Source organism: Pseudoalteromonas sp. LC2018020214, assembly GCF_016598755.1.
Lineage (GTDB): Bacteria > Pseudomonadota > Gammaproteobacteria > Enterobacterales > Alteromonadaceae > Pseudoalteromonas > Pseudoalteromonas distincta.
In genome coordinates, this window is the sequence record NZ_CP066805.1 from 555424 (window position 1) to 573914 (window position 18491).

General features: G+C 37.5%; 22 protein-coding genes and 1 pseudogene. 5 read left to right on the top strand and 18 right to left on the bottom strand.

Annotated features, from left to right (window positions below; translation table 11 throughout):
* Nucleotide 1: 1 nt before the first annotated feature.
* Both JG479_RS18855 and JG479_RS18860 read left to right on the top strand, forming a co-directional pair.
* Nucleotides 2-1231 (top strand): pyridoxal-phosphate-dependent aminotransferase family protein, encoded by a 1230-nt coding sequence (locus tag JG479_RS18855; RefSeq protein ID WP_182736717.1) that lies wholly within the window; start codon nucleotides 2-4, stop codon nucleotides 1229-1231.
* Nucleotides 1232-1245: 14 nt separating this feature from the next.
* The gene (locus tag JG479_RS18860; protein ID WP_200220413.1) at nucleotides 1246-2529 is read left to right on the top strand and encodes an allantoate amidohydrolase; all 1284 of its coding nucleotides are present in this window, start codon (nucleotides 1246-1248) and stop codon (nucleotides 2527-2529) included.
* A 127-nt stretch (nucleotides 2530-2656) separates the two neighbouring features.
* Here JG479_RS18860 and JG479_RS18865 read toward each other — a convergent pair whose 3' ends face one another.
* From JG479_RS18865 to JG479_RS18900, 8 genes are all read right to left on the bottom strand, one after another.
* Nucleotides 2657-2959 (bottom strand): hypothetical protein, encoded by a 303-nt coding sequence (locus JG479_RS18865; protein WP_024596154.1) that lies wholly within the window; start codon nucleotides 2957-2959, stop codon nucleotides 2657-2659.
* 43 nt (nucleotides 2960-3002) lie between these two features.
* Nucleotides 3003-3251, bottom strand: a complete 249-nt coding sequence (locus tag JG479_RS18870) for a DUF1272 domain-containing protein (protein ID WP_165729010.1) — start codon at nucleotides 3249-3251, stop codon at nucleotides 3003-3005.
* Nucleotides 3245-3607, bottom strand: coding sequence for a 2OG-Fe(II) oxygenase (locus JG479_RS18875; protein WP_200220414.1), 363 nt, complete (start codon nucleotides 3605-3607; stop codon nucleotides 3245-3247). The genes JG479_RS18870 and JG479_RS18875 overlap by 7 nt, the downstream gene beginning before the upstream one ends.
* A gap of 235 nt (nucleotides 3608-3842) precedes the next feature.
* A complete protein-coding gene (locus JG479_RS18880) occupies nucleotides 3843-5381 on the bottom strand; it encodes a glucan biosynthesis protein (RefSeq protein WP_200220415.1) in 1539 nt (512 codons plus the stop codon).
* Between the two features lie 317 nt (nucleotides 5382-5698).
* On the bottom strand, nucleotides 5699-5923 hold the full coding sequence (locus JG479_RS18885; protein WP_200220416.1) for a hypothetical protein: 225 nt from the start codon (nucleotides 5921-5923) through the stop codon (nucleotides 5699-5701).
* A 188-nt stretch (nucleotides 5924-6111) separates the two neighbouring features.
* Nucleotides 6112-6696, bottom strand: a complete 585-nt coding sequence (locus tag JG479_RS18890) for a GNAT family N-acetyltransferase (RefSeq protein ID WP_024596159.1) — start codon at nucleotides 6694-6696, stop codon at nucleotides 6112-6114.
* A gap of 278 nt (nucleotides 6697-6974) precedes the next feature.
* Entirely contained in the window at nucleotides 6975-7613 is a 639-nt protein-coding gene (locus JG479_RS18895) for a hypothetical protein (RefSeq protein ID WP_200220417.1), read from the bottom strand.
* A 102-nt stretch (nucleotides 7614-7715) separates the two neighbouring features.
* A complete protein-coding gene (locus JG479_RS18900) occupies nucleotides 7716-8510 on the bottom strand; it encodes a HEPN domain-containing protein (protein WP_200220418.1) in 795 nt (264 codons plus the stop codon).
* A gap of 227 nt (nucleotides 8511-8737) precedes the next feature.
* Here JG479_RS18900 and JG479_RS20295 point away from each other — a divergent pair.
* Nucleotides 8738-8983: pseudogene (locus tag JG479_RS20295) on the top strand (IS110 family transposase); the annotation flags it as partial.
* 44 nt (nucleotides 8984-9027) lie between these two features.
* Here the strand turns inward: JG479_RS20295 and JG479_RS18910 are convergent.
* The 3 genes from JG479_RS18910 to JG479_RS18920 all read right to left on the bottom strand — a co-directional run bounded on the left by JG479_RS18910 (nucleotide 9028) and on the right by JG479_RS18920 (nucleotide 11258).
* A complete protein-coding gene (locus JG479_RS18910; RefSeq protein WP_149603516.1) occupies nucleotides 9028-9603 on the bottom strand; it encodes a DUF922 domain-containing Zn-dependent protease in 576 nt (191 codons plus the stop codon).
* Nucleotides 9604-10156: 553 nt separating this feature from the next.
* The gene (locus tag JG479_RS18915) at nucleotides 10157-10408 is read right to left on the bottom strand and encodes a Rho-binding antiterminator (protein ID WP_200220419.1); all 252 of its coding nucleotides are present in this window, start codon (nucleotides 10406-10408) and stop codon (nucleotides 10157-10159) included.
* 10 nt (nucleotides 10409-10418) lie between these two features.
* Complete coding sequence (locus tag JG479_RS18920; protein ID WP_200220420.1) at nucleotides 10419-11258, bottom strand: DUF417 family protein; 840 nt, start codon at nucleotides 11256-11258, stop codon at nucleotides 10419-10421.
* A 284-nt stretch (nucleotides 11259-11542) separates the two neighbouring features.
* Here JG479_RS18920 and JG479_RS18925 point away from each other — a divergent pair, with 284 nt between their 5' ends.
* Together JG479_RS18925 and JG479_RS18930 are read left to right on the top strand one after the other, a co-directional pair.
* On the top strand, nucleotides 11543-13009 hold the full coding sequence (locus JG479_RS18925) for a DASS family sodium-coupled anion symporter (RefSeq protein ID WP_200220421.1): 1467 nt from the start codon (nucleotides 11543-11545) through the stop codon (nucleotides 13007-13009).
* 350 nt (nucleotides 13010-13359) lie between these two features.
* Complete coding sequence (locus JG479_RS18930) at nucleotides 13360-13704, top strand: GNAT family N-acetyltransferase (protein ID WP_149603512.1); 345 nt, start codon at nucleotides 13360-13362, stop codon at nucleotides 13702-13704.
* Nucleotides 13705-13706: 2 nt separating this feature from the next.
* On the opposite strand, the gene JG479_RS18935 is transcribed toward JG479_RS18930, so the two are convergent.
* From JG479_RS18935 to JG479_RS18965, 7 genes are all read right to left on the bottom strand, one after another.
* The gene (locus JG479_RS18935; protein ID WP_149603511.1) at nucleotides 13707-14342 is read right to left on the bottom strand and encodes a trimeric intracellular cation channel family protein; all 636 of its coding nucleotides are present in this window, start codon (nucleotides 14340-14342) and stop codon (nucleotides 13707-13709) included.
* Nucleotides 14343-14920: 578 nt separating this feature from the next.
* Nucleotides 14921-15322 carry a hypothetical protein gene (locus tag JG479_RS18940; protein ID WP_024595034.1) on the bottom strand — a complete coding sequence of 134 codons (402 nt, stop codon included), beginning with the start codon at nucleotides 15320-15322 and terminating at the stop codon, nucleotides 14921-14923.
* A gap of 310 nt (nucleotides 15323-15632) precedes the next feature.
* Nucleotides 15633-15947 carry a hypothetical protein gene (locus JG479_RS18945; RefSeq protein ID WP_149603509.1) on the bottom strand — a complete coding sequence of 105 codons (315 nt, stop codon included), beginning with the start codon at nucleotides 15945-15947 and terminating at the stop codon, nucleotides 15633-15635.
* A 75-nt stretch (nucleotides 15948-16022) separates the two neighbouring features.
* On the bottom strand, nucleotides 16023-16508 hold the full coding sequence (locus JG479_RS18950; RefSeq protein WP_234047906.1) for a hypothetical protein: 486 nt from the start codon (nucleotides 16506-16508) through the stop codon (nucleotides 16023-16025).
* Nucleotides 16509-16529: 21 nt separating this feature from the next.
* Entirely contained in the window at nucleotides 16530-16898 is a 369-nt protein-coding gene (locus JG479_RS18955) for a hypothetical protein (protein WP_200220422.1), read from the bottom strand.
* 109 nt (nucleotides 16899-17007) lie between these two features.
* Entirely contained in the window at nucleotides 17008-17604 is a 597-nt protein-coding gene (locus JG479_RS18960) for an RDD family protein (RefSeq protein ID WP_182753797.1), read from the bottom strand.
* Between the two features lie 137 nt (nucleotides 17605-17741).
* Nucleotides 17742-18476 (bottom strand): DUF5020 family protein, encoded by a 735-nt coding sequence (locus tag JG479_RS18965; RefSeq protein WP_182675000.1) that lies wholly within the window; start codon nucleotides 18474-18476, stop codon nucleotides 17742-17744.
* Nucleotides 18477-18491: the final 15 nt, after the last annotated feature.

Sequence of the window (18491 nt, forward strand, 5' to 3'; positions counted from 1 at the left end):
TATGTTTAATAACACGCAAGTTCAAACCTTAAACCCACCACAGCGTTTATTAATGGGACCAGGCCCAATTAATGCCGACCCTCGTGTTTTACGTGCTATGTCGGCGCAGCTTATAGGCCAATACGACCCAGTAATGACCGGTTTTATGAACGAAACCATGGCACGTTACCGCGAAATTTTTAAAACCAAAAACGAATGGACCATGCTAATAGATGGCACATCGCGCGCAGGGATTGAAGCCGTATTATGCTCAATTTTACGCCCAGGCGATAAAGTACTTGTGCCAATTATGGGGCGCTTTGGCCACCTACTTGCTGAAATAGCAGAACGCGTTGGCGCAAAGGTGCACACAATAGAAGTACCGTGGGGCGAAGTGTTTACGCCAGAGCAAATCGAAAAAGCCATTGTTGATGTAAAACCCCATGTACTTGCTATGGTACAGGGCGATACATCCACCACCATGAACCAACCTCTTGAGCATATTGGCGATATTTGCCAAAAGCACGATGTACTATTTTATTGTGATGCTACCGCATCTATTGTGGGTAACGAACTTCCTGCCGATGAATGGAAACTCGATGCACTTTCGGTTGGCCTGCAAAAATGTTTAGGCGGTCCTTCTGGGTCTGCGCCATTAACACTAAGCGATAAATGCGCCGATTGGATCCAAAAACGCAAAAAGGTAGAGGCAGGTATTCGCACGGCCGACCATACCGACGGCACAGAGCCCTTTGTACGCTCAAACTATTTTGATTTAGGCATGATCATGAATTACTGGGGCGAAGAGCGCCTAAATCATCATACCGAAGCCACCAGCATGCTGTATTGCGCCTCAGAATGCGCCCGCATAGTCATTGAAGAAGGCGTGGATAACTGCGTAGCGCGCCACAAATTACATGGCGATGCCATGCTAACAGGCATTCAAGCGCTCGGCTTAAATGTATTTGGTGATTTAACACATAAAATGAACAACGTACTAGGTGTGTATATACCCGAGGGCATTAATGCCGATCACGTACGCGGACAAATGCTAACCGATTTTGGAATAGAAATTGGCACCTCGTTTGGGCCACTGCATGGCAAAATTTGGCGTATTGGCACTATGGGCTACAACGCCCGAAAAGATGCTGTATTACAAACACTTGCCAGCCTAGACGCTTGCTTGCATGCCAACGGTTACAAAGGCCCTAAAGGCGAAGCCGCCATTGCCGCCCTTGCTCACTATAAATAAAAAAAGGATTTAGCATGACGATTGTAAGCCCACAACACAGCCCTTTATTAGATAAAGAACTTGCTGATGAATACGCAACACGCGCTTTATCTCGCTGTAAAACCCTCTGCGCACTATCGCAAATGCAAGGCGGTATTCACCGCGTGTACTTATCAAAAGAGCACAAAGAGTGTAACGCTGTTACTGCATCGTGGATGGTTGAGGCAGGCATGCAATCGTGGCAAGACGAAGTGGGCAACCTTTGGGGACGACTAAAATCATCAAACCCCCATGCTAAACGTTTAATTATAGGATCGCACCTAGACACCGTACCAAACGCAGGTGCGTTTGATGGTATTTTAGGTGTACTACTGGGGATAGAAATTGCAGCGCTTGCAAATAAGTTAAAGCTCGACCTGCCCTTTCATTTAGATGTAGTGGGCTTTTGCGATGAAGAAGGCACCCGCTTTGCCACCACTTTAATTGGCTCAAAAGCCCTCGCTAACGAATTTGACCCACAGTGGCTAAACATTGAAGACACAAACGGCATAACTATGCGCCAAGCCATGCTCGACTTTGGCCTAAACCCTAACGACTACGCAAAGGCCGCACTAAACAAAAACGAATTACTAGGTTACTGGGAAACTCATATTGAACAAGGTCCTGTACTCGAATCGGTTAATCAGGCGCTGGGAGTAGTAACGGCTATAGCAGGTGCTAAACGCGCTATGCTTACCCTAACAGGCCAAAGCGGTCATGCGGGTACAACCCCTATGAACTTGAGGCAAGATTCACTAGCAGGCTGCGCTGAATTAGTAACCGAAATTGAAAAACTAGCAAGTAATGCTAAAAATGGCGAAGTTGCCACCGTTGGGCAAATACAGTCTCGCCCTGGGGCTACAAACGTGATTGCAGGTAAAACAACCATAAGCCTAGACGCACGCGCACAAAGCGACACCGATCTCGCTAACTTATTAAGTGCCATACAAAGCAGCGCACAATCTATAGCAAGCAAACGCAATTTAACGCTTGATTGGCAATGGACGCATGCCGCCGATGCCGTAGCGTGCGACACCACTATTCAGCATTTATTTTCAAGCGCATGTAAACTCAATAACCAAGCATCACCTTCACTTGCCTCAGGCGCAGGGCACGATGCAATGGCAATCGCTCCAATTTGCCCCGTTGGCATGTTGTTTATACGCAGCCCTGGCGGTATAAGTCATCACCCAGCAGAAGCGGTTATCGACAGCGATGTAATAAAGGCACTCAGTGTAATGTACAGCGCGCTTTTACTTTATGTGAAAGAGTGTGATTGATTTAAGGTAATCGAGTAAACCAAGTATATTAACTTGGTATGCTTAGGGGCTTAAACCTCCTTAAAGTCATTTGGAGGTTATTACTGAAGGCAGGTAAATGCAGGAATATACGTTATTTAGAGTAGCTTTATCGGGCTGCCCTTTGCTCTTTTAGGCTAAGGCGTTTATGTGAGCTATATACATGTTGAATGTTTGTACCATTAACCAAATATGCATCCATTTCGACGGTAATTAAACCCGATAATGGCTTGATTTCTAGAACACCCAACTCACCTAAATTTGCAGATAGTAAAGTATTATTTCTAATAGCTAACAAAGTTTTGTCAGTATCTCGTAAGTCACCATTCACATATAATTTAGCACCACTAAACCAAGTGTTAATTATTTTAACTTTGATTGACTTAACAGTAAATTCAAAGGATTTTCTCATCAGATCTCCATACCCAGAAATGTAATTATTATACTTTGTGTTCTTATGTGTTTGGCGCACAACCACTTTCTTTTAATACTCGTTTAGTCGATGCTGGGTAATTTTTTAGTGCAGCCAAAGGGCGAATTGGCCGCTGAACCAAATTACCTGAGCAGTTTGGGCACACGTTATTTAATACCGTTTGAGCACAGCCAGAACAAAATGTGCATTCAAATGAACAAATAAAAGCCTCTGTGGACTGTGCAGGTAGATTCTTATCACAACATTCACAATTAGGTCTTAAATCTAGCATTTAGAGCTCCCTTTTATCCACCCAATGCTGAGTAAATATCTATTACCTTTTATAACTTTTGATACCTGATGCTCACTTACATCAGGGCGGAATAGCTTAACCCGCTTTGTTTCAAATATCGGATCACTGCAAATAAACTCACCACCCAAATCTGCTTTTTTAAGCACTATATTCAATCGATAGTGTTTACCAGATTCAACTTTGTCTGTGTGTGGTGCTATTTCACTTCCTTGTGGGAATTTAAGCAAATATGTATCAAATTTAATTGGCCACGTAGCACCACAAATCAACATTTTATCGTAGCCTGATTTTTGTCGGCCTCGCTCCCAACAAAATAATTCACTCAAAAAAAACATACAATCCCTCGAAACAGCTAACAAGCTGCAGGTTAACTCGTTTTTTTATTTTTATTGATAAACAAACCATAGCCGAGTTCATATTTTGATTCAATCGATTACTGTATTTTACGTGGGATATAAAAGGGAGTTTTAATGGTGTTTTGATTGGCGTTTTAAAAGACATTATGGTGGCTATAATTGACAGAAAATCAAAATATAGCCACCCGTTTTACTTTAATGCTTATTTAAGGGCTTATTTAATCGTAACCTTTGCATCACTTACCCATGTTTCAGTTATAGCTTCATCATTTTTATCAACTAAATACGCGCGTATATTCACCGGATTGTTGTTAGCTTGTTTGTAGTCAAACGCTAATCGCCATTGGTTTGTACCAACTACCGGATAAACTCCAATAGGTTCTAGTATTTCACCGTTGCTGGCTTCAACAATCGGCTTTATACCACTTTTGTTATCTAAGCCTTTAAATACTGGACCTTCAAAATCAATCACCATTTTGTTAACGCCTTCTGGAATAGGCTGGCCGGGAATTCCGCCTAAGCCTTGGCGAGTATTTACAACGCTTGCAAGCGTTTTTGATTTTGGATCGAGTGGACGCCATTCAATATCATAAGAAAAGGTAAACTCATCACCTTTGCGCGCCTCTTTTTCGGGCACCCAATAGGCAACAATATTGTCGAACGTTTCATCTTTTGTAGGAATTTCGATTAACTGTACTGCGCCTTTTCCCCAATCGTCAGTAGGTTTAATCCACGCTGATGAACGCTTATTGTAAAATACGCCATCGTCTTGGTAGTTATTAAAGTCACGATCTCTTTGGATTAAACCAAACCCTTTTGGGTTCTCATCAATAAAGCTATTGGTCGACACCGACTGAGGATTATTTAATGGGCGCCAAACGTATTGACCCGTTCCTGTGTGGATCGCCAGGCCATCGCTGTCGTGAATTTCTGGGCGCCAATCTTTAGCTTCTGTTTTATCTTTTTGTGAGTACCAATACATACTGGTTAACGGTGCCACGCCTAAGCGTTCAACATCGGCGCGCATATACAAATTAGCCGTTACAGAGGTAATATGGCCTTTGGCTTCTTTGTTATCTTTACTTAAACCAAATCGATAAGCACCAGTGATAGAAGGCCCTTCAAGCAATGCCCAAACAGACACACTTTCACCTTTTTTCTCTGCGGGGCCAATCCAAAATGCAGAAAAGCGCGGAAATTCTTCTGGCTGATTCATGCCCGTATTAATTGCAATACCTCGAGCCGACAGTCCATATTGCCCCTCTGGCCCGTCGGTACGAAAATAAGACGCGCCTAAAAAAGATATCCAATCTGGTTTCATATCTGGGCGCATTATTCTAAAGCCTGCAAATCCAAACCCTTCTGGGAGATCGTGAGCTGGGCTGTCATCAGGCATATCAAAAACATCATTACTAAAAGGTACATTTTGTACCTGATTTTTATCGTCTCTGATGTAAATACTTACTGGCTCAGGAAAATATCGCCCAGGATAAAATAATTGTACAGGTGCCTTTTTTCCACTTGGGTATAAGGTTTCATCTTCTTTAAAGCGTATTTTCCAATGTTCGTCATACGTAATTTTATCGATTAACTCCGGCGCTGGCACCTTAGTTGGCGTATAGGGCTTTTCGGCTGAGGCTTTTGCTAAGGCTTTTAAGTCTTCGAATGAAAACTCCGTTTTATCTACTGCTTCTGTCGCGTAAGACGACATCGAAGTGCTAAAAATAATTGCGATAAATAACTTTAATTTCATAAAAAGAATATCCAATAAATTGAGTCAAATAAAAATGGGAACGCTGCACGAACGTATGTTTAACTTAAAGTTCTGTATGGATATTACGTGACGTAATATGAACTCGCGTTTACTAAAATATTGTTATTTGACTCTTAGTTAATTTGTTTATGGGGCGGCACGTTTGATGATATCGCTGAAGTGAAATAAGCGGGGATAGCGCAATTGATTATTAGATCGCTGGTATTCAAATGGATAAGGGTTGTATTTAGGTGGTGGAAAACGAAGAGGCTCACCACTTTTAAAACTTGCAATTAATGGCTGAATTTTATTGACCACTACAGTTTTGAAGTTAATTTTTCAATGGCATTTTTAGCTTCTTTCAAACTTACACCATGAACAGATCTATAATATTTTATTGCTCTAACTTTATGACCTGATTTTAAAGCAACAATAACATCACCTTCAGTTATGCTGCCATGCTTAGGTATTGAGTTACCAAATATTAATATAAATAAAACTGCAATAACCGCTAAAACACCCCAAATATATTCAATTTCCATAAATATCCTCGATGTTCGAAAAAATAATGAGCCTGTAGATTAACTCGTTTTTTATTTTTTTGATAAACAAACCATAGCTGGGTTCCTATTTTGGTTCAATCGTTACTGTATTTCACGTGGAATATAAAAAGAGGGCTAGGTCTTGTTTTAATTGACGTTTTGGAAGGTATTACTGGAAATTTAGTGTGCTAACTGTTTGTTATTATCCTAACTTGGCGTATTTCAGAGTACTCGGACTGAATTAACCCAAAGCATTTAAGATCGTGAAACTGATTTTTCCAGTAACCACTTTGACGCCTTATACCTTCCTCTTTGAACCCAACTTTTAAAAGGAGTGACTCAGATGCAGAGTTTCCAAGAACAGTATCGCCTTGAATACGATTAAGTTTACCGCAAGATAAGTCACCTGAAAATGCGGCTTTAACTATTCGATGAACTGCTTCAGTGGAAAAACCCTTACCCCAATATTTAGGCAGTAAATCATATCCAATAACAGCGTTTTTCATTTTAGGACTCCAAGTATTAAAGCCGCAAGTACCTATAAGTTGATCTGTTTCTTTTAGGCGAATAGCCCAACGAATACCTGAGTTTTCTTTAAAACGAGCGTTAAAAAACTCAATTAAATGGCTGGCTTGTGACAGTTCAGTAAACGCCTCTAAATCATAATACTCTACAACTGAATTGTCCGAGAACAACTCAAACAAACTATTTGAATCTTCTTTTGATAATTGATCTAACCTTAAGCGATTTGTCTCTAAAGTTGGGAATGACAACCTAAATCCTCCGTGAAATATATCGAGCCTGTAGATTAACTCTAACAGCCAAATTCAATTAAAAGACGAGTTCCTCTAATTAACTCTAATCGCTTTTAAAGCATTCGGTAATACATTTAGAACCCATAAAACTGGCTGTTTTCTAAAAAAGTAATTTTACAGCCTCAACGCCTCACTCAGAGGCAAATGACAGTTGGTTATAATAGAGAGCGAAGCAAACAAAACCAACTATTATTCGACCTGCTTGGGCGGCTTGTTAAGAGTATTGTGCGTACTTTTTAGCGTTTCATAAAAAACCTTATTAATTCAATAGCTTGAGGTTTAAGTTCATCAAATATAGTATTCATTAACTTTTCGATTTCATAGCTTCTAAACTGTTTATCCAGATCATCTTTACATAAACTAGCTTTAGAGTGTTCTGAAAGTAAACCACTATCAACCCGAACAATTCTGCGATGTTTCGACACATTTGATATATGCTCAAGTTCTCGATATGAATCAGATCCCCTTAATGATTTTATTTTCTTTACACCATCCTGATGACTTTTAGATTTTTCGCAGAATACGAGGATAGTATTCCAGTTTAAATAACGGGATTCAGAATCTTTGTTTACTTCAATAAGTAAATTTAACAAGTACGGAATAGATTCAATTAATCCATGGAATGCCCTAAAAAAGGCAAAACAGTGAGCTTCAAAAGCAATTCGGTAATATTGAGGGTTTAATATTTCCTCATTATTAAGTTCACCTTGAACTGCAGAAAAAAATAAATTGTGTTCTTTTATGTATTGCTCGTAATGATAGCGACAGTAATCGTCTTGATAGCCAAGACTCCTAAATGCAACCTCAAATCTAGTCTTACGCTTATCATCTAGATCAGGGCTTAAACACTCACGCAAATCTTGAAGTTTAACCACTGAAATACTCCTAACGCCGCATTAAGCGGACTAAAATTGTGGGTTATACTGTGTAGCGAAGTGGATCGTAACCCACTGTTTTAGCTATTTTTAAATGCCTTGTTAGTTTTTTAACTTGTCTCGTATAGACTTTGGTAATTGCATTTTTTTGTTTAGCCATGTTAATACATATTTATGTCTATGATCGTTCTCATTGGAATCAACAAAATCAAGTGCTGTTACTGAAGATGAATAACTAATTTGAAATTTTTGACTTGGTATTTCAGTATGACAATATTCATCTTCACAAAACAAAGGATTGTTATCTTTGAAAGTGCTTACTAAACCTGCATCGATGTTATTAAAGCTATTGAATATATCTGGAACACCAATTTTACTTCTTAAATAAAACAGAAAGTTATCCAGTGCAAATAGTGTAGATGTATCAAATTCCACACCGAATGAATTATATCGATTGTCAGCACAGCCATGCTTATCAATATCTTTAATGAATTTGTCTAAAGTAAAAACCTCGATTAAATCAGCACATTCTTTGTTAATTTTTAAATTATGATGCGGGGTGAAGCTTATATTTTGTAAATCATTATCAAGTATCACTGCTTTGTTGAACAATTTCTCAATACTATGACCACTTTTCGTTGGAATTGATTCTCCATTAATAAGTAATAGTGCTTTAAGATATTTCTCTATCGATTGGGCGGCAGCCCAATAAAAAGCTCTATGCAAACCTTTTTGAGCAAGTAATCTTGCAGTCAAATAATCTTCATCACCAGAGATTACAAAAGATTCATAAATGATCATTACAATTTTCTGTTCAATGTAAGCTTGATCAGAATCCATCAAATGAATAACATGCGGAGAATATTCGCTTATATCAAAACTATAAGTAAATGTCATAGGCTCTCTTCTTTGATAATCGCAAACTCTGAATATTACAATATAACGAGCCTGTAGATTAACTCGTTTTTAAATTTTTTTTATTGATAAACAAACCATAGCTGAGTTCCTATTTTGGTTCAATTGATTACTGTATTTTTACGCAGAATATAGAAGTGTTTGATATTGTTTTAATTGCCATTTTGGGAGGTATTACTGGAAATTTAGTATGGTTGTCTTTTTTACTCTTTCTAGAATGGGCTGGATTACCTGTGCGTTATTTATTTTAGGCTAAAGCACCGTTAATTAACCATGATAGTTGGCAGCAAGAAACCATAGGAAAGCCTCATAATACCATCATCAGTTCATTGGCATTTAAGTGGATACGAATACTATTTAGGTGCTGGAAAACACATACGCCCTACGACGAATAAACTTACTTAACAGCATTAAAAAGTAAGGGAACACCACTATTAAAATTTGCGGTGAAAAGTGAGCTTTGGTGCTTGCTGTCCACCTCTGGGCGTGCTGTTATGTTTTATGGGAATACAGCCCCATTTTTCATTCCATGATTAGTATTTTTATCATACTTTTTTTCAAGCACTACGTATTTATCAATAATCTTTTTACCAAGACTATTGGCTTTACTTTTTAAACTAGAGCAATTTTTTGCTGCTAAAACTGACAGACGATTTTCAATCTCTTTAGCTGCATTAATACCAAAGTCTTTATGGCCATTTTCGTGAGCAATTAGTGCATTGTAATAATGTGCCCAACGCTTTTTTAGGTTTACCTCTGCACTATTACTATTCTCCCACTTGGGAAGAGTGAAATTAACTTTGACAGTACTTTTAACACTCGTCATAGAGCACAGACCATTACTTTCATTCCAGTTAAAGCGCCAATTAACAAACCAAGAAGTATAAGCATCGTAGGTGTTTCCCGATTGCTTAATAGAGCTTTTAGTATTCATTTCATTTCTTAGCTCATTAGCCGTTGAACCATGTATTGAGTAATACTCAGTATTTATATTTACCTTAGGCGTAGCAAAGGCACTACTTGATACTAAGCAAAACAATATTGAGGTTTTGCTTAGTAATATGAGCTTTTTCATGAAACCTACTCCTACTCCTTGGTCAGATTTAAAACTAATCTGCTTATTAGACACCACTTTGGGGGGTTATAACACCCCAGAACGGCGTATATTACATAGCTCAATAATTCCACTAAATAACTTTAATGTAAACAAGTAATTAGGCATGTTATAAAAAGCCCTTTGTTATTTTTCACCAAAACGGCGTTTAATAATGTTATTGGACAAAATTAAACTAGCCGTTTATGTAAACAGCAGGTTCTGTAAGTTAGCTTTATTTATGTAGCTACCTTTTACAACCATAAATAACAAACGCACGGATACTAAGCGCTAGTTAAGGCTTATTGCGGCTTACTTATACTGGTTTAGCATTTTTATACGCTTAATAGTTGGCATTTAGACTTGTTCGGTGGAAAAACTCGAGTAAAGAATAAAAGAAAGTAATAGGAAAATTTTGGCTTTATGTATTTAGCACGTAATTAGCTAAAGCATTGGTTAGATAAGCGAGCCATAAACATATTGATTGATACAGACTCGCTGAGATATTTATGATAAAAACGAATGAGTAAAGTGTTTACTTTACATCAAAGTTCACATGGTCAAAGTATGGATTTTCCTCACGCGCTTTAAGTATACTAATTGTAGTGAGCACAATGAGTTGCAACTCGCTATTTACGCTAACAACTATGCATTCGTCTCTATTAGCATTGCGTTTTGTGTCAGTTGCTATCCCGCATACACCATCACCATTTTTTAATATAAGCTCAATGCTAAAATGGTGCATACAAGCAATTTCGATGTAGTCGTATTGGTTGCAACTGATCATAACGTCCTCTTTATTTAGTCGGTTTAAAAACCATTAAAAAAGCAATAACAACAAGGTTGGCTATATACCACAAATCTTTAATTACAAATTGCCCTAAACGATCCAATAAAGTGGAAGAGCTAAATGCACCGGTGGCGGTAATTAAGAATGTTTGGGTCATCATAAATACGCTTAAACACGCTAAGCCACTTACAATAATTAGCTTTTTATTATTTAAAAATAGCCCTAAGCCCAATAACACAGCAAATAATACATCAAACCCGCCAATCACGTTAGACGCGCCTTGTACGCTAAATACCGTGTATAACCACGACATAAACGGTGAGGTTTCTACTAAACTTACAATGCCTTTTGCTTCAAATTCATAAAACTTCATGCCGCCAATCCACAATAAAACCATAGCAACCGGTATAAAGTTTAAAAGTACGTGTTGTTTGTCGGTAAGTTTGTCTTTATAAAACAAAAACAAATACAAAGGCACTACAGCAAAGTATTTAATTATGCCCTGCCCGCTACCAATGATTGGAAAGCCGCCAAGTTGAGCCATCCAGCCGTTACTGGCAAACAAGGTAAGTAATGCAACTAAACTTATAATTGCTGCAAGTAAAAGTGCTGGCGTAGGTTTCATTAGTTTAAGGCGAGCGAGCACGGTGGCAAACGCTAAGGCAATCATAAAGGAGCCACTAATTAAACCTAACGCAGATACAGACATTAGCGAGTCAACGCCATAAAAACTAAACGTAGCCGTTAACGTATTAGGGTTTGATCCTAACGCAAACGACAAGCCAAGTAGCAAAAAGCTAGTCGTTAATAAAAAAGTAATCACGTTATTGGTTAGTTTTAAGTTCATTGTATTTCCAAGTATTCGTTGAGGTTTATAAAGACCTTACGAACCTATAAAACAATTCAAGCTAACTCTTAAAAATCAGAGTTAATTAAGCACACTGTAAGCTCTTATCGGGTAATGTAATCAATCACTTTAGTTTATAGTTTATTTCCTCTTTATTAATAAAATTAAATAAGTCTAATATTCATATGATGTGCGTCATCTTTTTTATTATTAAATGAAGTAGAATAACGTCGCCTTTTCAATAAACAGAATGCATGCATTTCTAAAACTTAGGGACATTTTTAATGAAGGGTACTGATATTCGAGTTACCTCTGGACTGATTTCTATAGCCATTGTTTTACTACTTTGGTTTGCTGTACCGCCTCCGCAAGGTGTTACCGAAAACGCATGGCATTTGCTCGCTTTATTTATTGGTACTGTAGTTGCCATTATTGGTAAAGCAATGCCTATCGGCGCCATTGCTATTTTAGCTATTACTTCTGTTGCGTTAACCGGCGTAACTAATGACAGCCCATCTGGCGCTATTAAAGATGCATTAAGTGGCTTTTCTAATTCATTAATTTGGTTGATTGGTATTGCTATTATTATTTCTCGGGGTTTAGCTAAAACTGGTCTGGGAAATCGTATTGGCTATAATTTTATTTCTCTTTTTGGTAAAAAAACAGTTGGTATTGGCTATGCACTCGCACTTTCTGAACTTGTTATAGCACCTGTAACGCCAAGTAATACCGCGCGAGGCGGCGCTATTATTCACCCAATTATGAAGTCGATAGCAACAAGCTTTGGCTCGTCCCCTGAGGAAGGCACCTCTCGTAAAATTGGGCACTACCTTGCTTTAGTGAGCTACCATATAAACCCTATTACATCAGCTATGTTTATTACCGCCACGGCTCCTAACCCGCTAATTGTAAAGCTTATTGCAGATGCTACTGGTGCAAATATTAGTATTACTTGGAGTACGTGGGCGCTCGCAGCGCTTGTTCCTGGTTTGCTATGTATTGCCCTTGTGCCTTTGGTTGTTTATGCCATTTACCCACCTGAAGTTAAAAGTACGCCCGACGCTAAAACCTACGCAGAATCTAAATTAACTGAAATGGGCCCAATGAGTTATGGCGAAAAAATAATGGTAGGTGTTTTTGCCATGCTGCTTATTTTATGGGCCGGCGTACCTGCAATGATTTTAGGGGCTGACTACGCAGTTAACACAACCACAGTGGCTTTTTTAGGCTTGTCGGTTTTATTAGTCACTGGTGTATTAAGTTGGGACGATGTACTTAAAGAAAAGTCTGCGTGGGATACCGTTGTTTGGTTTTCAGCATTAGTAATGATGGCCACTTTTTTAAATAAACTAGGTTTGGTAACGTGGTTTTCAACACTTGTTGAGAGCAATATTGCGCAACTGGGCTTTGACTGGATTGTATCGGCTATTATATTGGTAGCTGTGTATTTTTATGCTCATTACTTTTTTGCCAGTACCACAGCACATATTACTGCTATGTTTGCCGCATTTTACGCTGCAGGTTTGGCGCTTGGCGCTCCGCCTTTATTTTTAGGTTTACTGTTAGCTGGCGCCTCATCACTCATGATGTCGTTAACGCATTACGCAACAGGCACATCACCCATAGTGTTTGGCTCAGGCTATGTATCGTTAAAAGACTGGTGGGTAATGGGCCTTATAATGAGCGTTATTAATTTAAGTGTATGGGGAATTATTGGCGGGCTTTGGTGGAAAGCACTTGGGTATTGGTAGTATTGCCTTTGTTAGCTTGGCTTGCACATTTAATACTGCGCACTTATCTTGATTAGTTCTACAAATATAAACATTAAGGCTGTTGCAAGGGAGCACTATGGTTTTTAAATTCATAAAAGCAGCATATTCAGACAGAGACTACTTATTAAGCCTCAGAAAACTAACTATGGTTGAACACTTAGAAAATCCCGGGTTATTTTTAATACCAATTCGCTTAATTAAGTGATCTATTTTGAGGCTGGAAAAACGTGTTGATAGCTAGGCAAAAAATTCGCTATTTAGTTGTTCTAAATGAGCATTTTTTAACGCAGGTAGCGTCACGTTTAGCCCCGCAAAATGATTAAGTATTATTGCGGATTGGTATAACAGATCAACAGCATGTTTTAAGGCTTGATGATCAATATGACTGCTCCCATCTTATAGTTATAAATGAGGTACCAATTGGTACTTTAAAATACCAAACGCACGCTCAACACGTTGAAATAATGCAATTACAAATACATCCATTGCACCAAAATAAAGGGTATGGGAAAGCGGTTATTGAACAAGTAATTACAAATGCGCAGTCAAGACCGATTAAACTCACAGTGCTTAAAAACAACCCAGCATTAGGACTTTACAAGCGGCTGGGTTTTACTATAACAGGTGAGGATAATTACGAATACCACATGCAAACGCGGGCTATTCGTAGCTAAAATTAGTCGCTTTGCTCTCTGAAGTCTTTTTTTCTGAAAATAGTTAAATGCCAACCCCAATGCAAAGAGCCTAATCTTAAAAAGATAGTCGTGAAAAATGAGCCTAAAATACACCAAATGTAATCTACATTAAGGCTAAATAAAGCGGCATAAACTGCACCACCCGCTAAACACGCAGAGGCGTAAGGTTCGCTACGCATAACAGTTGGTACTTCACGGCAAATTACGTCACGTATTAAACCACCAAATATACCTGTAGTGATACCCATGGTAATTGCGACCACCATGCCAGAGCCATTAATGAGTGCTTTTTCTATCCCCATAATATTAAATAGCGCCATACCAACAGCGTCTACCAATAAAAAGTAGTAATTATTAACGCGCGGTAAGTATCGAATAAATGCAATTGTTGCTATAACGGCCCCATAGGTTGAATATAAATACTCTGGGGTTGCAATCCAAAATACCGGTTTGTTTAAAAGTATATCTCTGAGGGTACCGCCCCCTAATGCTGTAACGGTTGCAACCACTACGACGCCAAAGCCACTAATGTTTTTTTCATACCCAAGCAATGCCCCTGCAACAGCAAAAAATGCAACACCGAGTAACCCTAGTACCATAAAGTATTCAGCAGTCATGGTAATTCCTTTTTAAAGTTTATTAGGAGTTGTATCAACTTACGTGCCAAAAAACTGAGTAAATATAAATAAACCCACAATTTAAGTGACTGAAATTTATAAGCTTATTTCATTTATTAAAAAACGTTAGCTATGTGATATTTAGTGAAGGATTAACAAGAGTAATTATTTTAATTATGGGTAGTTTTTACACGTTAAAGTACAGAGGGATTTTGTTACAGAGTTGCAGCCGAGCACTTTTAAATTTTAAGCAAAAATTAAATGAACAATAAAGCTATTACCAATATTACAAAAATAATAGGCAATATTGCATGTTGCCAGTTTTGTTCTTTATTTTGATTATAGAGTGTTTGCATTGAGCTTTTATCATTATTGGTAAAACTATGCTGGCACTGCATACAGTTTTGGGCTTTTATGCTCACCCAAGTACCACATTTAATACATGCGTAACACCTCGACAGTTTATCAAACTCGTTTGTTTTCCTAAATATTCTCATTTATCACCTCATTGATTTTCGCCGCAGTAAGAAACACAATGAATAATATATGCTCTTTAAATTCATTGTCACTTCTTTACTTTATTCAATAATTTTTACATTTGGAATGTTTTGTAAAAGGTAGGATTTTAAAGATTCAAACGCATCTTTATTGAAAATAAACTCAGTTGTTTTACCATCAACTTGATTATACGGTAGTGCAAATACACCGTGCCTCTTAGTTTTGTCGATGACAACTTTGTTAATATCGTTAATATTAAACACTTGCTTATAAACGTATAATATTTGCCCCTCAACGCGTACAGCCTTTAACGGGCTTTGCTCAACATTGCGCGAACGAATAAACACAAAATATAAAATAACGGGAAATAAAAACAGGTTAAGCGCTTGCAAACTAAAAGGTTTATCTATCAATACAATATATGTTGAGTAACAAATTAAAGAGGCCGCTAGTGCTAAAATTAGCTGTGTGTTGTTTTTCATAATCATCCTTGGTTACTAGTCAAAAAAATCGGTAAGGTTTTTTAATTATACTACCAATTTAGCGAAATACGCCATTTTGTAACTTTTGCTAATCAAACAGCGTTTGATACATTATTAAATCCGCAATAAAATATTAATGAGTAAAGCTCATCTAAAGTGTAGGTAGAAAAATCTATTTCAGAGTCAATGAAAAAAATCCATATAGTGTTATTAAAAAGCAATCTAACACAATTAATTTAAGCTATTCAATTATTTAAGATTATCAAATAAAAAAGCTACTAAAAAGTAGCCTTTAATTATTAATTACCCTTCAGCTTTTTAACTGAGCTGCCTTTTTAAGCGCCCACCAACCAATTACTAAGCTCATTAATATACGTACAGGAAAGTAAATAACAGCTGGTATGCCAAATAACCACTTGGCAAAGCCTTGTGGCATTACATAAAATGCGACCCGCTTCACCCAAAATATAAACTCAACATACTGCGCTAAAAAGTCATTAAGCGATAAGCTTAGTAGCGCTAATTCATTACTTATTAGAACCCATAAGGCATATAAACCAAGCAGACCATCACCCATACTACCAATATAAGATGAGTAGCCTATAAATAATAAAAAACTGCGCATGGTAAGTCCTTCTTAGCGGTACCGACAAGTTAAAATACAAACTAGCTAATCCAAAAAATATTAAAAATGGCTTTGTTAATTGCACCCTTTAGACGTTTTAACTAATTGAATATTATTAACACTTGCGTGTACTCCACAGTAAAACATGTAGTTAGAGCAATGATAGTTTTCATCCATAATATTCAAACCATTCTCATCAAATTCTAGCTCAAACTTACAGTTAATATCGTATTCGGGCTCTTGCTCTTCAAACACCAGTTTTTTACCCTTTAGTACTAAAGGTAATGGTTCTGTCGTCCCTTCTAACGGTGCTGTTATCGTGCAAATATGAAAGTTAAAGCCCCAGATAAGACCTTCTGTAAAATATTTATCGTCTTTTTTAAATATATTTATATAGCTCGTTTTTAATTTAAAACGCTCATCACTTTCGCTCCCATCGTCGTTGAGCATAGGGGTCGCGCTAGTTATTTTGTCTGTTCTTGAATAGCATCCTTCAAATGAGTCTGCATGTGAATATCCACTAAAGACCGCACTTGCTAGCATAAAAGCTGTTTTAATCATCACTCGCTCCTTGCTGTAACGTTAAGTTCGCTCAAAAAAACGCCCTGTATCGTCTGTCATTTTTACTGGTAAACCGTTACCAACCATAAAGTGATAACAACGCAAATCATCAATCAAGTCAGGGGCTGATATTTCTATGTCTCGGTAAGTCGCGTCTCTAAATTTAAACCTTAAGGTATGCTCAAACCGCTTCGTTTGACAGTAAAGTACTTCTTCTAGCTCAGATACCTTTATATTTATACCAAGTAATTTAAATTCACCATTGGCAATATCAATAGCTTGTGATTGCTTATTATTTGTAGATAGCCATTCAATAACCACTCCTAAAGAAGATAATCCAAACAAATATAAAAACTGATGCAATAAAGGTTTTTCGTTAATTACTTCCATGTAAAATAGCAAAATGACAATAAATAATGCTGATAAAGCCAAACTATAGACTATTTTAAATCCGGGTAGTTTTTTTGCCTAGGCAAAGTTGCCCTAATTAATATCCTGATTAATCTACATAACTCACTTTTGTTCCCGCTAAATGATCATGTAAACATCGTTTATCTTTTCCAAATATAAATAATGGATTAACAAAACCAGCTATAAACTGACCTACCGAAGGGACAAGTGATAATAGTTGCATACAAAGCATGCGTTTAAAGTAAATTGTAGTAAAGCTTGCTTGTGTACCATCTAAATTTTCAATACGGATAGACATTAAAGATTTACCAATTGTTTGTCCGCGTTGGTACATAAGGTAACCATGAAGCACTAACGTGCTTAATATGCCATAACCTAGCAAACCTGCAGATAAAGTAAGTGTTGGTTGGCTTAAATTATCAAACCCTACGAGTATGAATACAGGTATAAAACAAACAACACCTAAAACGCCATCAACAATAGCAGCCACTAGCCTATCTGAGCGCGTTGCTTTTTCTCCTGCTACTTTTGATACAATATTTTCAGATGGGTTCTGTGCTTCTCGCGTTTCAATTAAGTCGTCTATTTCTTTTGCTCGATCTGGGTAGGCTTCGCGATCTATAGCTCTCGCTGATGAGTAAAGCTCATCTAAAGTGTAGGTAGAAAAATCAATTTCAGAATCCATGCAAAAAATCCATATAGTGTTATTAAAAAGCAATCTAACACAATTAATTTAAGCTATTCAATTATTTAAGATTATCAAATAAAAAAGCTACTAAAAAGTAGCCTTTAATTATTAATTAAATACCATTCAATTTGCTGTTAAAAATGCCATTTAACTAGCAAGTTTGGATTATGTTCGGTTTGACCATCTACACCAAATTTATTTTTCCAATAAACATACTCAATACCCACATCAAGGCGGCCTGTATCTAAGCCGAGCATAGGGGCAATATTGTATTTAATCTGCGAGGTAAAGTTAAAGCCACCTTCACTTTTACCAAACATTGTGTCGGTGCTATCTACAATATCTAAAAAGCCATCGTATCTAAAGTTACCTTTGTTATAGCCCCACGTAACTGTTATTTGGTTATTATCTTCACGTTGAATACCTATATCATCTTGAAAGCGACGATAATAAGCCACATTAAAATATTGAAAGCCAGGTACATCAAGTGATACACCGCCCCCTAATAAATAGTTATTTTGATCCGTATCTCCCGAGCCATACTCTGTTTGTAGGCCTAAAAACACCTCTTTAACAAAGCTATTTTGTGGCTTGTAAAGAGTAGGGTTTATGTTTAGCTCACCGTACACTTCATCGGGATTACTTAGTCTATCCATAAAGAAGAACGTACTGCCCCATGTATGTCCCGATGCATGCTCTATAGTAACAACACTTCTATCATCTTCAGTACCTGAAAACGGCTCTAGGTAGTCGGCTCCTGTCATTGCGGTAATACTAAAATCAGACCAAAGCTCTTTAGCCGATACACCTGTTGAGCACATTGCAATTGCAGTTACTAATGCTAATTTTTTTATTGTTTTGATTTTCATTGTTAATCCCTTTTA